This window comes from Gracilibacillus orientalis, from assembly GCF_900114645.1.
Lineage (GTDB): Bacteria > Bacillota > Bacilli > Bacillales > Amphibacillaceae > Gracilibacillus > Gracilibacillus orientalis.
Map to the genome: position 1 here is coordinate 259,444 of NZ_FOTR01000001.1, position 16,174 is coordinate 275,617.

The 16,174-nt window shown below is 34.5% G+C and carries 9 protein-coding genes and 2 pseudogenes; 2 read left to right on the top strand and 9 right to left on the bottom strand.

What is annotated here, in order from left to right; genetic code table 11:
- Positions 1-26: 26 nt before the first annotated feature.
- The 4 genes and pseudogenes from BM121_RS01195 to BM121_RS01210 form a co-directional block, all read right to left on the bottom strand.
- Positions 27-5,420 (bottom strand): non-ribosomal peptide synthetase, encoded by a 5,394-nt coding sequence (locus tag BM121_RS01195; RefSeq protein ID WP_091479954.1) that lies wholly within the window; start codon positions 5,418-5,420, stop codon positions 27-29.
- Positions 5,421-5,433: 13 nt separating this feature from the next.
- Positions 5,434-6,765: a serine hydroxymethyltransferase gene (locus BM121_RS01200; protein ID WP_175495270.1), complete on the bottom strand. Its 1,332-nt coding sequence runs from the start codon at positions 6,763-6,765 to the stop codon at positions 5,434-5,436.
- Positions 6,766-7,363: 598 nt separating this feature from the next.
- A pseudogene (locus BM121_RS01205) lies at positions 7,364-8,521 on the bottom strand (IS3 family transposase).
- A gap of 127 nt (positions 8,522-8,648) precedes the next feature.
- A complete protein-coding gene (locus tag BM121_RS01210; RefSeq protein WP_091479960.1) occupies positions 8,649-8,828 on the bottom strand; it encodes an MbtH family protein in 180 nt (59 codons plus the stop codon).
- A gap of 349 nt (positions 8,829-9,177) precedes the next feature.
- Here BM121_RS01210 and loaP point away from each other — a divergent pair, with 349 nt between their 5' ends.
- Positions 9,178-9,705 carry an antiterminator LoaP gene (loaP, locus tag BM121_RS01215; RefSeq protein ID WP_091479964.1) on the top strand — a complete coding sequence of 176 codons (528 nt, stop codon included), beginning with the start codon at positions 9,178-9,180 and terminating at the stop codon, positions 9,703-9,705.
- Positions 9,706-9,940: 235 nt separating this feature from the next.
- On the opposite strand, the pseudogene istB reads toward loaP, so the two are convergent.
- The 4 genes and pseudogenes from istB to BM121_RS01235 all read right to left on the bottom strand — a co-directional run bounded on the left by istB (position 9,941) and on the right by BM121_RS01235 (position 14,151).
- Positions 9,941-10,668: pseudogene (istB, locus tag BM121_RS01220) on the bottom strand (IS21-like element helper ATPase IstB).
- Between the two features lie 68 nt (positions 10,669-10,736).
- The gene (locus BM121_RS01225; protein WP_091479968.1) at positions 10,737-11,006 is read right to left on the bottom strand and encodes a hypothetical protein; all 270 of its coding nucleotides are present in this window, start codon (positions 11,004-11,006) and stop codon (positions 10,737-10,739) included.
- A 209-nt stretch (positions 11,007-11,215) separates the two neighbouring features.
- Positions 11,216-12,634 (bottom strand): alpha-amylase family glycosyl hydrolase, encoded by a 1,419-nt coding sequence (locus BM121_RS01230; RefSeq protein ID WP_091479972.1) that lies wholly within the window; start codon positions 12,632-12,634, stop codon positions 11,216-11,218.
- A 569-nt stretch (positions 12,635-13,203) separates the two neighbouring features.
- A complete protein-coding gene (locus tag BM121_RS01235) occupies positions 13,204-14,151 on the bottom strand; it encodes a zinc-binding dehydrogenase (RefSeq protein WP_091479975.1) in 948 nt (315 codons plus the stop codon).
- A gap of 138 nt (positions 14,152-14,289) precedes the next feature.
- On the opposite strand from BM121_RS01235, the gene BM121_RS01240 reads away from it, so the two are divergent.
- A complete protein-coding gene (locus tag BM121_RS01240; RefSeq protein WP_091479978.1) occupies positions 14,290-15,195 on the top strand; it encodes a hypothetical protein in 906 nt (301 codons plus the stop codon).
- Positions 15,196-15,727: 532 nt separating this feature from the next.
- Here the strand turns inward: BM121_RS01240 and BM121_RS01245 are convergent.
- Positions 15,728-16,174, bottom strand: a complete 447-nt coding sequence (locus BM121_RS01245) for a hypothetical protein (protein ID WP_091479980.1) — start codon at positions 16,172-16,174, stop codon at positions 15,728-15,730.

The following is a 16,174-nucleotide window of genomic DNA, read 5'->3' on the forward strand; positions in this document are numbered from 1 at the left end:
TATTTCTAATAGGAGCTCACTCTCTATTAATTAGTCAAAGTAGTTAAGCACTTGTTAAGGGATTGAGAAAACTGCTCAAATACTTGGCGTATAGTATTTTCTGATAATTTATTTTCATACCAAGACATTATTATTTGAGTATTACCATCTAACCAAATATCTACACGAAGCGGGAATTCAGTCTGAGCTATGCTTAAATTCATGTCCGCAAATGGATTGGAACTTATGAAATTATTATCATTCATAAGGTTAACACCTACTGGGTAATTATCAAATACGAGTATCGTATCATACAAGTCCTCTTTATTCTCTCTACCTATCATTCGTTTTATCTGATCTAAACCTACCTGTTCTCTTCCATCTGATTCTGTTAAATCATTACGTAGGCTATAAAATATCTCCTCTGTAGTTCTCTCTAGAGATAAGTCCATATAAATAGGTAATGTGTTAATAAACTGCCCTGGTACGTTTTCTAGATCAGCTAGCCCAAGGGACCTTCCTGACATTGTTACACCAAACATCACTTTATCTTCTTTATAGATGTCTTGCATTGTTTTTCCCCATGCAAATGAAATTAGTTCTGTTTTCGTTATACCTTCTTTACGAGAGAGTTCGGTTAGTTTTTCATTTATAGATTTATCCAACTGAAAAGATTCTTGTTTAAAACTTACTTTAGATGATACTTTTAATGACTTTTCCTCATTAAAAGTGTTCTTTCCAACAGTAGTTTTAATTTTCTCTTCCCAGTAATTTATTTTCTTATCTTTATCTAAATCGTTAATAATTTGGCAGCAATCTGAGAAACTTAAATCTTGGCATTTAACAGACAGTGGGCTACCTTCGCTAAAACTTTGATATGCTCTAAAAAGTTCACGTCTGATTATATTCATAGACCATCCATCTAACAAAGCATAACAATTAAAGTGTAAAAATAATGTAAGTTCTTCGCTGATTTCTATTAGGAAAATTCTCCAAATCGGTGCTTTACTTAGATCCATCTTTGAATGCCTGATCTCTTGAGACAATTTATTTATTTCTAATCTAATTCTGTGCTCAGAGTAATTACTCCAATCTAACTCAGATAGGGGCAGTTCTATTTCAGAGCGGAAGGATATTTTTATATTATTTTTATTCTTAGTGTTGAAATATGCTCTTAAAATTTCATATTTATCTATGAGATATGCATATGATTTAATAAAAGCTTCTTTGTTAAAATATCCTGGAATAAAGAACCCCGATTGGATATTATATAACCCATTTAAAGGTTGCTCTTCCAATTGTTTAATTATGTGATTTTGCATTGGTAGTACAGGATATTCAATATCAGTTAGTGGCTCATTAAAGGTAGCTAGACTATTCAAAATATCTGCTACTAATTTTTCATTTTTATCTTCATCTAAAACATAGAAACTTAATGTTGATGAAAGATCATCAGCATTTAATATTACAAATAGTTCAGGCTTCTCTTCTTTATTTAATTGTTCAAACTGCCCACGGCACCCTATTTTTAATGTTTTGTCGTTTTTATTACTTGTTCTATCTAAAAAAGATATATTCCAAGGTAGATTAGTATCATTAAAGAATTTACTTATCTTATTAACAGGTAGCTTTGTTTCTTGTTCAAATTTTATTCCCCGCTTAAAGTAACTAAATGTCTCCTTCTCATCGGGAGATTTTATATAACTTGCCCAATTAGCAAAGACCCTTTCGCTATTCTCTAGTACAAGAGTGTTACTTATATAACCTTCTATCAATTTCTTCATAGTAAACATAGAAGTTCGATCGGCTACCATTTGCGATATAGTTATATATAGCTTACTTTCTTCATTGTTGTTCTTAGAGCCGACATATAATGCATGTACTGGAAATGGCTTATTTAAATTCATTAAGTCTTTTATATGTTGGAATTGTTCTTTTTCTGGTAAGGAAGCTTGTTCAGAAAAAACCAACTCTGCAGAGGTCTCATGATAGTACTGCGCAAAAAAGTTATCTTTCCTTATTATAAATAACTTAAATACATCCACTTTTGAAATGATTTCATTTAATATCTTCTTCATTTTATCTTGACTCATAGAAGATGCTAATGGAACCTCAATAGTGTTTGTTGAATTCCATTGATTGGTTGCTAGTAAATATAATTGTTCTCCCGTAAATGATACGGAATTCACATTACTATTATCTACAATTACCTTAGCTAATTCATTAATTGTGGGATACTTAATAATATCTTTTAATTCTATTACAAATCTTGATCTCCTAAGTTCATTAACAACTTGAATGGCCTTGATAGAATCTCCACCCAATTCAAAGAAGCTTTTATTAACTTCTGCAACGTTACAATCCAATACTTCAGACCATACATCACAAAGTAAAAACTCATTTTTTGTTTTTGGTGGAATGCTTAGTTCTTTATTCTCTTCCTTATTCACTACTAATGTAGGTAGACCTTTTCTATTAACTTTGCCATTTGGAGATAATGGCATTTGTTCTAGCTCAACAAAGTACATTGGCACCATATAATATGGTAACTTATCTGCTAAATATCTTCTTAATTCATTATTATTAATATCAGATTCTGAGGATTTCGTGTAATATGCTACAAGCTTTTGTTTTCCGTTTGGTTCTTTATAGACAGAAACGACTGCTGCATCTATCCCTGAAAATTGCTTTATTAAAGATTCAATCTCACCAGATTCGATTCTATATCCATCAATCTTAATTTGAAAATCCATTCTGCCTAATAATTCAAGAGTACCGTCTGAATTAAAACGAGCTAAATCACCTGTTCTATACATGCGAGCTCCAGGAATCCAATAAGGATCTGGAATAAATTTATCTGCCGTTAAAGCGGGTTGGTTTAAATACCCATATCCAACTCCTATTCCTCCGAGGCAAAGTTCTCCTGAAACTCCAACTGGTACAGGAAATCCATAATCGTCTATAATATATGCTCTTTGATTTGCCATTGGTTTTCCATAAGGAATACTATTCCAATGACTTTCTGTTTTCTCTACTTCGTAAATAGTGGAATCCATAGAAACTTCAGTAGCTCCGCCTAAACTAATATATTGCATCTCCTTATTAAATTTACTTAATCTTTCTTGTAAATCTAATGGAATCCAATCTCCGCCTAGTAGGATTAATCTCATATTTAAATGGATATTATCGCCACTTGATTCTAATTTTTCTATTAACAGTTTAAGTAACGCTGGGGCAGAATGCCATATAGAAATATTATATTTCTCGATGAGGTCAAGCCAAATTTCTGGATTTCTTTCCTCACTCTTACTTGGGAGTACGATTGCAGAACCAGCAGCTAGGACTCCAAATATATCAAATGCTGTCATATCAAAGCTAAGAGCAGAAATGGAAAGGAGTTTATCATTTTCGCCAATATTAAATTGATTAATAAAATCGAAAAAATTATTAATTCTTCCTCTATGATTTAAAATAACTCCTTTTGGTTTACCTGAAGTACCTGATGTATATATCACATAAAATAAATCATCTGGAGAAACATCTATAACTGGATTTTCAGTAGATAATTCCCAGGCAAACTCATCTATATTTAATATTTGAGCATTTGTATTCTTAAATTTCTCTAAATACTCCGTAGAGGTAATGACAACTGGCACTTGAGAATCATTGATCATATAATCTATCCTGTCATCTGGCAAAATAGGATCAATGGGTAGGTAAGCAGATCCAGATTTTACTATACCTAGTAAAGAACTAACCAAATTAACGGATCGATTTAAACAGACTCCTATTGGTTTTCTAGATAAATGCATATCTATTAACCACCAAGCAATTTGATTTGCTTTTTTCAAAAGCTCTGCACGAGAAACTTTTCCGTTACTAAGTAAAATCGCATCAGCGTTTGGATCTTTCTTTACCCATTTCTCTATAAATTTATGAATTGGCCATTCTGACTTAGAAAAGTCAACTTCTGTTGTATTCCAAAGAGTAGTAATTTTTGTTCTTTCTTCTTGCTCAAGGATATCAATATTACTTACTTTCTTATTTAGTAAGTTTTCTTCTGTAATGACATTTAAATAACAGTTAAGGAAATTCTTAATTGTTTCTTTTTTAAATAGCTCAGTATCATATTCAAAAGAAATAATTAACTCATCCTGCGATTCAACAATAGAGATGTCTAAATCAAATTTGGAGGTTCCATTGTGGAATTCAAGAGGTGTTATCTCACCATCTCCAAATTGTAATGCTTCAAAATTAGAAACTTGATAAACTAACATAACTTGAAAGAGCGGATTCAGACTAAGATTTCTTTTAAGTCCTTTCATCTCTACTATTTTTTCAAAAGGTACATTTTGATGAGTAAATGCATCAAGAACTGTCTCACTACTTCTTTGTACTAACTCACTAAAAGAATCATTCTCTTTAATTGGAGTTTTTAACACTACCGTATTTGCAAAATATCCAGCAATCTCATCAAAAACACTAAGTTTTCTATTTCCAACTTGAGTGCCAATAATAATTTCACTATTGCCAGTCAATTTATGAAGCAACAAATTCAAACAAGTATATAAAACCGCAAATTTTGTAGTTTTAAAATCACGAGCAATGTTATTAATACCTTTAAGACTTTCTGATGGAATAGTCTTTAAAACCCTATCTCCTATACGATTACTCTCGTTCTTTCTAGCGTAATCTTTAGGTAAATCGATAGGGTCTATCTCACCTTCCAATTGTTGTCTCCAATAGTTGAGTGAATTTTTATATTCTTCAGAAGCAAAATAATCTGTCTCCCAAATAGCGAAATCAATATAGTTATATTCATCAGCAGTTTCCAGAGTGTACTCATTAGATTTCATTTCGTAAAGGTTTTTCAAATCATTAATTAGTATTTCAGTCGTTCTTCCGTCAATCATAATATGATGCGAAATAAAAAGAAAAACATGTTTATCCTCACCACTCTTCAGAAGAAAAAAACGAACTGGTGGCTTCTCTAGTTCTAGAGGCTTATGAGTCTCTTCAAGTATAAAATTAATTATCCTATTATCAACGTCATGCATATTTGTATCTTTGTTAAAATCCACATACTTGTAGTCAATTTCAGTTGACTTATTAATTCTTTGAATTAGTTTTGAGTCTTGTGTTTCGTGATAAGAAGTACGTAGTATTTTATGTTTGTTAATCAGCAAATGTAAGCATGCTTCAAATCTTTGCGGATCAATCTTAGCATTAATTTCTATCGCAGTAGGAACATTATAAAAACCACTATTAGGATTAAGCTTTTGCATATAATATAATCTTTGCTGTGTTGAGGATAAAATTCCTTCACTTAAATTTTGGGGTTGGATATCATTAGAAACATTGTTATTTCTAGCTGATAGTTTCTTCAACAATGCCTCCTTTGCACTTGATAACCCCTTATTAGATACAATACTATTAGACATAAAAATCCCTCCCTTAGTACCCTGGTATAGGATGTTGAGCAGTCAATTCTCTTACTTCTTTTTTAATGGATTGAACAAAACTCTCTGAAATAGAGAACTCTTTTTCTGAAACCGGAATAATTTCATTGATTACTCTATCAAAAATATCAATAATTTTTTCAATGTTATGTTCAGTAAATTGTCTATATGAAATAGTATTAGTTCCTAATCTTATTCCCCTTGATACAAATGCTGCTGTAGTATCACCTGGCACTCTATTTTTATTAACTATAATGTCACACCTTTCAAGAGCTTTTTCAGTTACATATCCTGACATCTTTTTATTAATTAAATCGATTAAAACAATATGTGTATCGGTACCATCAGATACAACTTTATATCCTTTTTTCTTCAAACCATCAGCTAGAGTTCTTGCATTTCTTTGAATATTTGTAGCTAAATTTTTGAATTCTTCTGTACTATTAAACTTTAAAGAATGTGCCAATGCTGAAATTCTATTCATGACTGGAGCACCTTGGAAGTGAGGAAAAATTGCCCTTTGTATTAACCTTTCTAATGACATGTCGCCGTTTGGTGATTTAGCAGCCTCTGTCAACTTACCTCCTAAAATAAGTGCCCCACGTGGTCCATATAATTGTTTATGAGTACAAGTAGTTGTGAAATGTGCCAAATCAATTGGACTTGGATGTTTTCCAGCAATAATAAGACCTGCAATATGTGAAATATCCGCCAATAAATATGCTCCTACTTCCATCGCAATCTCATTAAATTTCTCAAAATTAACTTGACGCGCATAAGCGGTAGTTCCACAAATAATTAATTTCGGTTTATGTTTTCTCGCTAAGGAAAAAACTTCTTCATAGTCAATTATTCCATCTGCATTAGTATGATAAGAAATGGAGTTATAGCCCTTTCCTGAAAATGAAGCTGGAGCTCCATGAGTAAGATGGCCACCACTGCTTAAATCCATACCTAACAATGTATCTCCAGGCTGCAGAATAGCACTAATTAGGCTAAGATTAGCAGTTGATGCAGCATGTGCTTGAACATTTGCAAAAGTTGCATTGAATACAGATTTTGCTCTTTCAATAGCAATTCTTTCAATTTTATCGACGTTGATACATCCAGCATGATATCTCGCTCCTGGATAGCCTTCGGCAGTTGTGTTAATAGCTGCTGTACATTGACTAAACAACACATTAGGATTAGCGACACTGGATGATGCTACTAGTACAAGTTGTTCTTTTTGTCTATTTTGTTCATTAAGAAGAGCACTAGCAAGTTCAGGATCATAATCCTCCATTAACTTTAAACCAGATTTTAAAACCGTTGACATATTTTCCATTGAAATCACTCTCTTTAAATTATTTAGTATTAACAAAATGCATAACATCATATACTTACATTACTTTATATAGCATGACGAATTATAATATTAAGTACACACCTGAAATTTTCCTAAATAGCCTTTAACGACATAGTATAAATTGTAGATAACCATATAAACACTACACAGAGAACGGGTATGAATTATAGTCATCTTTTCACATTGGAAAGAGCACAAAAGACGCTAGAGCGAACCGCTAGCTCCATGGAACATGCTATCAAAACGCTTATTAAGCAAGATACCAAAATACTGACAGCAACGTGTATTTTATGAACCCTTATTCTTCTTGTCAACGTTGTAGCAACGAGAATGAGAATGACATTTTTAAAAAATCTTTCCTTAGAAAACGGATTCAGGAAATGGTGAGTTAGAAGAAGCTCAATCATTTAATTAACAATAGACCAAAAAATGTTTAAATTGAAAAACTACACACGAAGCGTTTTAGGAAAAACTAGTGATAATTTTTTTAAAAAACTAACCTTTATTAATAGCTAAAGAAATAATCACAGTTTTAATCTGCACCGCCCCCTGTAAGTAGACAACTAAAAAAAGTAATTTATGCTGCGGCTTTTTCCCGATATTCTGTCGGGGAAAGATCGCTATGTTTTTCCTGTAACCTTTCGGTGTTATAAAAATTGATGTATTTTTTAATCATTCGTTCGGCTTGCTCATATGTTTTTGGGTGCTCCAAATACAGCTTCTCCGTTTTCAAATGAGAAAAGAAGCTCTCTATGCATGCATTGTCGTAACAGTTGCCTCGTCTGGAATGGCTTCCGTTCAAACGCATTCTCTTCAAACGTTTCGCATAAGCGTTTGAAGTGTATTGAAATCCCTGGTCAGAGTGAAACAGGGTCCCCTTGTAAAGCGGTTGAGACGCCAAGTTTGCCAATGTATCCAGCACTAAATTCAGGTCGTTCCGTTCTGAAAGCTGCCAGGCCACAATTTCATTATTATGCAGGTCCAAAACTGCAGAAAGATAGACAAACCGGTCATTTATGCGAACATACGTAATAGCGGTCACAAGCTTCTGATATATTTTTTCTACGTAGAAATTCTGTTTCAGTACGTTTTTGAAAAGTACAGATCCTCTTCTGCCGTAGAAAGGACGTTTCTTACGAATGACAGAACGAATCCCCAAATCTCGCATCAGTCTTCTTGTACGCTTATGATTCACAAGTAGCCCTTCTTTGCGCAAAACTCGTGTGACACGCTTGTACCCATAATACGGGCGCTCCTTATGAATTGCCAGAATATGTTCTTTGAAGAGCGCTTCTTCCTGGCGCTGCACCTGTGGTGGACGGCACAGAATCCATTTATAGTAACCAGCTTTCGATACTTCCGCTATTTTAAACAGCAATTTTAATGGATGTTTGGAACGGATTTGATGGATTAATTCGAACCTTTTGGTCTTTACGACTTCTCCTTCCCGTGAAGATTTGGATTTTGCTGTTTTAGATAATCCACCTGCGCTGTCAAATACGCGTTTTCTTCTTCCAGACTGGAGAATTTCTTTCGATTCCAGTGCCCTCGCTGATCCTCGAATGAAACTCCCGATTGCGCTTTTTTAATCCACTCCGCAATTTGTGCATCGCTTTTCACGCCGAATCTTTCTCAAAGTTGACTATATGATCAACCTTCTTCCAGTTTCCAACCGAACAACTTCCCGTTTTAGTTCAGGTGTGTATTGTGTAAAATGTAGCCCTTTTTTTGCCATAGAAAAATCCCCTCCAAGTAAGACTGTTAAGAACATCATAGCACGTTCTCTTTTTTTATCAGTCTACTTAAAGGGGATAATACCAATCTTTAAGAAGAGGTTTAGTTTTTAATATTGTTAATTAATTTTACCTAATGCTCTTGGGGCGCATATCAACCCATTGCTCTTCAATATAATCTAAGCAATCGGCTTTATTTCCAGTAAAACTAGCACTTTTCCAACCTACTGGAATTTCCCTATTAATCGGCCAAATTGAATATTGTTCTTCATTATTAACAACCACGATAAATTCTAGTAATTCATTCATCTAAACCATCCTTACTAAACTAATTTTTTTATTTATTCTTAACCATATAATCTTCCATATAAAATGCATCACTCTATACTCTCCTTCAATAGAAGCAGAGTTTAATATGTTTCTAACATATTAATATGTTCCCAAAATCTAACTTAACGTGCCGAAACAACGATTAAGTATATTTGGTGCATGATTTTAGAATATTTTTACTATGTTAATTATTGTAATATGATTTTTTTTGAAAAGCAAGTTTTTTAAATATTTTACTATCCTTTAAAAAAATGTAATAATTTAGCATGTGAAACATCACTTATTACCAAAATATAAATTAATTTGTAAAAAAGGGTGGTTTTAATTAATGACTTGGCATGCACTTTTTGTAGAAAGTGGTAAAGAAGAATTAGTACAAACATATTTAGAGCTTAACTTTAAAAAATCTAATTTATTGTCAATAATACCTAAAAGAAAGGTTCCTGAAAAAAAAGGTGGAGTTATAAAACATGTTAAAAAGAAGTTATTTCCTGGTTATATCCTCATTCAAACTAATATGGACAGATATACATATAATAAGATCCGTAACATACCAAAAATACATCGAGTATTAAATACTGGAGTTACTTATTCTACTCAACAAGGGTTTTATATTACTAAACTAGAAGATAATGAAATAAATTTTATTTCAGAACTTTTAAATGAGGATGGAATAATAGAATATTCACAAGTTTGCATAAATAACTCCATAGTAGATGTTATATCCGGTCCACTATTTGGTATGGAACATTTAATAAGAAAGGTGGATAAACGGAAAAACAGAGCAAAACTTCAATTTGATATTAGAGGAAAAGAGATGAAATTTGAAGTTGGGATAGAAATAAGTAATAATTAGATTTTCTGTAATTAAGGTAACTAGAATTAGTTTCCCTTCACTACTGTATATTTATTTATACAAAGAATAAAATCTAATATATGTTCGTAATTGTAACGTAATACTAAACTAATAGATGATTCCATCTATACAAAAAAGCACGTAACACCGACAATATTTAATCTTTGTATTTTGCAAGTGAAAAGTTGAGAAGAATGCAAAGAAAAGTTTAGAACTTTGCCAGCCCTATTTTGCTTTATGATTGCTGATTTGATAGTGCATGTTTCACACGGTAACAGTCTCCAGTAAAACTCAAGATATGGGTGTGATGAATCACACGGTCCACTAAGGCGGCTGTTAGCCGTGCATCTTCAAATATACGGTTCCATTGACTAAACTCTAAATTAGAAGTGATCATGAGGCTACACTGTTCATACCAATCAGAAATCAGTTGAAACAATAGTTCTGCTCCATCCTTGCTAAAAGGCACATACCCCATTTCATCTAGGATAATCATATCTACCTTCTTAAACTTGTTGCGTAATGGTTTAAAGCGTCCTTCCCTCCACGATTTTTCAAGTAAATCTACTAAATCAGCCCCCGGTAGAAACGGACTTCATATCCATTTCGACAAGCTTTTCTACCTAATCAGGTTACGAGATGCGATTTACCGGTACCAGGAGCTCCTGTCAAAGTGACATTCTCTTTCTTTTCTATAAAATGAAGAGATTCGAGCCCTTGCCTATCAAGTTGTGGAGGAAATCGTATATGGTCACTCCAGTGATAATTGGTAAGTTTTTTTTCATTCATAAATTCAGCTTTCTTCATCAACCGTTCTCCTTTTGCAGCCTCTCTAAGCTCCAATTCCTGTCGGAATAATTCCGTTACATATTGCTCCGGGTTCTCAAAAGGAATCTTTTCGTAAATATCAGCGACATATGCTAAACGTAGCGATTTACATTTTTCTTTGATTAAATTAGACATTTTACACTTCCTCCTTTACTGGGGAAGCTTTTAAAGGCTGAAGCGAGTCGTAGATGTTCCAATTTACATCATAGGGGTGTTTGAAATGATTCTCTTTCGGCTTTCTCCATCGGTAATAATTCATAAAACCGTTCATCTATTTCCTGGATATCATACTTTATAATGAGGTTTATTAACCATTGAACACGTTCTTTTCTTAACTTCAATGATTCAATATGCAAGTAATGGGCGATTCTACCAGGAAGATAAGGAAAATATCGAGAGTACACAATAGATCGCGGCTTCTTCATCCAATTTTTTAATATTGATTGCCATGGAATTTCTCTCGTTTTATTCATATAGGGCCTTGGGCCTTTTTAAAGGGTATTGAATACCGCTATAATATATTGGATGAATAAGTTATAATATACAATGAACCATGCTTCATAAGCATGGTTCATTTTTACACTTCTTTAACGACTAGTCTACGCAATTATATCGCATTACATTTGCTATATGATTACAAGGTTTGTCCACCATATAGTTCCGCTCGGCTATACACTTTTCATTATGCTTGCTGACGCATTTTACGATTCTTCACACCATTTGCCACAATAAACGCTATGAAACCACCAATAATTACGACAATCATGGTAATAAAGATCCAGTTAAATCCACTGTCTTCTTCTAAGATAAAAATATTGCTGGTTTCACGTTCTAAAATTACTTTATGTGTACCATCATCTTGTTTTCTAACAATGTTATCTTCCAGCAATCCATTCAGTTGCATATCCTCACTAATTCCTTCCAGCGAGGCAACCTGTGTTTCACTGTCATTATTAATTGCAATATACATTGTTTGATTTTGATCACTTCTTTTATAAACAGACATAGCACCTGTCTGAGAAACTAATTCCATATCTCCCTGCTTTAATGCAGTTGAATCTTGACGGATAGTTGCTAGTTTTTCCAAATGCTGAGTAATTTCTTCGTCCTCTTTATTTAATTCAGCCATATTGTGATCTGGTTCATCTATACCATTATCCATTGGAACTTCTACTCCCTGATAAACAAAAGAAGATCCTGGTAGTGTATAAAGTAATGTAGATGCTAGTTTCCATCTTGTGACAGGATGAAATCCTTCCTTCACTGTTGCATGCGTAAAGCGTAGAGTGAGAGCAGATTCTAAGTAATGTACGCCACTCATCTCTTGTGTTAATAGTGGTTCAAGAGACTCTCCAGTTTGTTTCAGGATATCAACCGCTTCACTCTGAAAGTCGTGATCCATTGAATTCTCGTCTTCTATTCCATCCACTATTAAAAACGCATCTTCCTTCTCGCCTTGTATACGTTGCCGTAGCTCTTCGATAAACGAAGAAGGTACTTGTTCATCTACATAAACATGAAATCCATCAATTCCCGCGGTCTTCATCCAATAAACCGCTGTTTCTAGAAAATATTGCTGTACGTCTTCATTTTCCAAATTGACTGTTGGCAACTCTTCGTTTAATTGATTCACAGAAGGTTCAGAAACCCAATCAGACTGTTCATTTACCCAATTATGATCCTTCCCAACATGTGTTAGTGCAAAATCTAAAATAACATTCATATCATTATCATCTGCTTCAGCTACTAGATTTTGCAATTCAGCTATATCCCCAAAGTGTGGATCAACACTTTGAGCATCTAAAAGATCAAATCCATGATAGGAAGCCGCCGTCATGACTGGGCTTAAATTGAGCGTGGTTATCCCTAATTTACTTAACTGAGGAATTTTATCGATAATGCCTTGCAAGTCGCCACCATGATATGCCGAAGGATCATCAATATTAATCTCTAAATCATTGCTACTGTCACCATTTACAAATCTGTCTACTAAAATATAATAGATTCTCTCTCCTGTTTGTTCTTCTGCCATTACGGTTAAGGTCGGGAATAAACATAGGAATAGAACCATAATTAATAATACTTTTCTTATGTAGTGCATAATGGTCCCCTTTTCTTTAAATTACTTCATCACCTATTATCCTAGACAATTATAGAAAGTCAAATCCCTAAATAGAAAATAAGATGAAACTTTTGTGACTAAAAAAACAAACAATCGCCTTATTTATTATCTGATGCTAAGTAAGTAAAAACTGCGAACCAATGAAAATACTGTTTAGTGTAGCTTTCTTCCATTTTTCTGAAGTTGAGTGATTACGGCCTTAAGATTTCACCACCCTTGCCATGTTATTTACCAGTGATCGCCAAGGATTTTACCGCACGTTAAACCATTTACCAATGAACGCAAAAAACCTACAGATTACTAGTTTCATAAACTGTAGGACTCTTTTTTAATTATTAGTTAGTTGAATTGTTGTTATAGTAATCCATGATTATTTTTCTTGTCCCTTCGGAATGTTTGTTCCACAAACAACTTATGATTATCAGGCATATGATCACGAATGGTAGATGGTTGACCAAATTTACGTATAATCGTTTTTGGGAAGCAACCCTCATATGATTAAAAAAGATCTCAACGAGAGCTTCTGTTAGTTTAACGCCCTAATATAGTTATCCTCCATTGATCAAAAGTACAGCCTTTCCTGAAAACTTCCGCTCTATTAATTGTTGGGCGATCGTTCCGATATTCTCCCATGGTGCTTCTACTGCTATACGAGGTTTCAACTGACCCTTTGCAACCAAGTCTCCTAAAATCTTCAGACCTTCTTTTGGTGAAAAACGATTGACCTCTTCTCCTAGAAAAAACCTATACAAGCTTACTCCACCTACATATGCAAGCTTAGAAAGATCAAAGGTAGCAATTGGTGATGCAGAATAACCTACAGACACAATTACCCCTCCTGGTATCAGTTGAGATAGTAGAGGTGGCAATGTTTCACCACCTACCGAATCTACTACGAGATGATACGGACCAAATTTTTCCACCGGTTTCGTAATGGATTCACCTATAATTACCTCATTGGCCCCTGCCTCTATTACCATGTTAGCTTTCTCTTCAGTTCGTGCTATACCAACATTGAATGCCCCACTCAGGGATGCAAGTTGATGAGCAAAAAGTCCAACCCCACCAGTCGAACCGGTTATAAGTATTCGTTTACCTAGAAGCATTCCACCTTTTCTAAGTGTATAAAGGGCTGACAAGCCTGCTACTGGCAAAGTTGCAGCTTGAGCATAGGACACTGTATCAGGAATTTCAGCTATGAAGCTTACAGGGACAGCAACTTTCTCTGCCCACGCGCCTGATGGTAAAAGTCCAACAACTCGACTTCCTTTTCGTGGGCCTTCTCCATTTCTTGCTTGTTCGATAACAATACCGGTAAAATCCCATCCAGGTCTAATTTGTTCTTCCTGAGTCTTCGCATTGGTAATTTCTCCTCGATTAAGAGAAAATGCTCTAACTTCAACAATCGCTTCCCATAGTTTGGCTTGAGGTGCAACAACCTTCTGTATTGTTAAGTGTCCTGAAGCAAATTTATCTGTTACAACTGCACGAATCATATTAATACCCCCTTAGCTTTATTTTAGCTATGATAATAAATGAAGTGATGTTTCCTAAAGTAGTATACTTGTTGATAATACTTTAACCAAGTGTATAACTACACCTAATCACTGAATAAAGGTCAGAAGGAGGATTCCATGCAAGAAGAATTAAATGTTCAACATTACAAATTAAAAAAATTATTAGTTGAAATCGAAACGATTCGGATAAAGCGTCAGCAAGAATATTCTAATCCACAAACTCACCCGTTAATAAAACGGTTTACCCAACAGGAGCTTAACGATGTGGCTTATACGACATATAAAAATTTACTGGTCGGACGTTCCTCGAGAATGCCTAATCGTCAGGCCCTAATAAATATTGCTGACTATCTAGAATGTACTAATGTTGAGCGTAATGATCTCCTTATTACCGCGGCTTACCTACCAGTTCAAAATCACCTAGGAGAACAAACGCATGATTTTGCATTAGATCAAGCTCGTGAAATCATGAATACTATTCCTTTTCCGGGGATGATCGTAAATTACGACTTGGAAGTTAAAGCAATGAATAGGCCATTTCACTATTTATTTGACATCCCTCTAGACATTAATATTAACAGCAAGATAAATATGGTAGACTTACATTTCAATCAAGAACTACCTATACGATCCCGATCTGCTTTTGATACAATATCCTATCATCAATGGGAGTTACATGCTATATCTGGTATACAAGCATTTAAAATAAATAATATGCTATTTCACAATGACGACTGGTATCAGTCCTTAACTCAAGATTTTCGGCAAAATTATGATGTGAATAAATATTGGAAAATGTCTACAAAAGACTTGGACAACAAAGCTATTAAAACAAGACAAATTTTAGCAAACACCGGAACATCAAGGGGTCTATTTCCTATTCGTTATCGAGAAATTCATATTGCTGTAAGTAATCGTAAGTACCCTGAAATCGTGGTTTACTTACCTGTCGATGCATCAGCTCGCCAGGCTTTCGAACATATAGGCTGTCCAACTGACTGTCTTTCACCAAATAATAACTAATCTAAGCTATATTACCCCCCAAAAGTTAAATTTTTAGTCTAGCTTTTGGGGACAGTACGTTACGGCTATTGCGATTCTCGGTGAAATTGGTATAGATATGTCTGTGTTTCTTTCTCACAAATGGCAAAGGTGGTACATTTCAGTGGCTGTAATCAAGTTGAGTGGTAATTAGTCGCTACGGATATATACTCCCTTTCGCGTAAGTCCCCCCATGAGTTTCGCATTTTTCTGCAGCTTAGTGTGTATTTCTTATCAAGCAAGAAAAAATACATTGAACATAATTCCCATAAGTTCTCTTCTTTCGATAATCAGAACACTGCGCTTAGCGTAGGCAAGATACGTAGACTCCTACGGGAACAGCGCGAGCCGAAGATCCCGCAAGAAAACGCACTTTGTTTTCTGAGGAAGCTAAGGCCGTGCCCGAGGAAAGCGCAGTATCTTGCCGTAGCGTTTCCAAACACTCATCAAAATGCAGAATGGAAGAAAACAAATCGCAAAAAAGTTTCCTACTAACGATAAAAAACTCTCTATCTTATCTTGATAGAGAGGTTTGATAGTTTTTCTTCACTTTTTCTCGTATACGATAAATGATAATTAGTCCAGTTAAAAATAGGATTGGTGTCAGATAATAGATAATGTTGCGCCAGTGAAGAGGAACACGGTGGGTAAATTCTGCTTTAACATAAACACCTTGTTCTTCCACTGCAATTGCATCACCAATGTCTGTGTCTTCCATTTTAAAATACTCTGTGCCTACAGGATAATGATTCGATGCATTGCCATAATACATGCCGGTATGGTCTTCTGCCTGAGTGGTTACTTTTCCAACCGATTGTCCGATATGAGATGAGTCGATTTGCTGATCGGTTACCTCATATACACGGCCATCTAATCCAACAAACGGGTACACCTCAGAGAGTGCATCTAATGTGGTAGGAATAAGAAAAAGAAGCAACATACTGATACATATTTTCTTCAT